Source organism: Liquorilactobacillus sicerae (assembly GCF_029916425.1).
Lineage (GTDB): Bacteria > Bacillota > Bacilli > Lactobacillales > Lactobacillaceae > Liquorilactobacillus > Liquorilactobacillus sicerae.
In genome coordinates this window covers 1-508 of sequence record NZ_JAHAVQ010000152.1, presented here as the reverse complement: position 1 = coordinate 508, position 508 = coordinate 1, and the positions used below count along the sequence as shown (strand labels likewise).

The window sequence follows — 508 nt, the reverse complement described above, 5'->3', positions numbered from 1 at the left end:
GTGCCTGGACACGCCGATCGAAAAACAACTCTTGTTAATATGATCAAGGCTCATTTAATCAAAGAAAAAGCTGATAGCCTTGTTCCACATGTTGTTACTCGTTTGGATCGCGATACGAGTGGGTTGGTTCTCTTAGCAAAACATAAGTTTGCTCATGCTTTGCTAAATGATGCCCTGATGGAACATCACGATATTGAAAAGTTTTATATTGCTTTGGTATCCGGCAACTTTCAAGAAGACCACGGATTGATTGATGAACCAATCGGTCGGGTTGAAGGTGATTTCATTAGGCGACAAGTTCGTCAGGATGGTAAAAAATCAGTCACTGAATATTGGGTTGAGAAACGTTTTCAGAATTTTACTCAATTGCGAATTCAGTTGCATACTGGTCGAACTCATCAAATTCGCGTTCATATGACTTGGGCTGGGCATCCATTGATCGGTGATGCATTATATGGGGGACCGCATTCAAAATTAATTTCCCGACAGGCACTTCACGCTTCTGAGA

The 508-nt window shown here is 41.5% G+C and carries 1 protein-coding gene; it reads left to right on the top strand.

The annotated features are described in order from the left end of the window. On the top strand, nucleotides 1-508 hold a 508-nt coding region (locus KH893_RS11745; RefSeq protein ID WP_281166270.1), incomplete at both ends, for an RluA family pseudouridine synthase.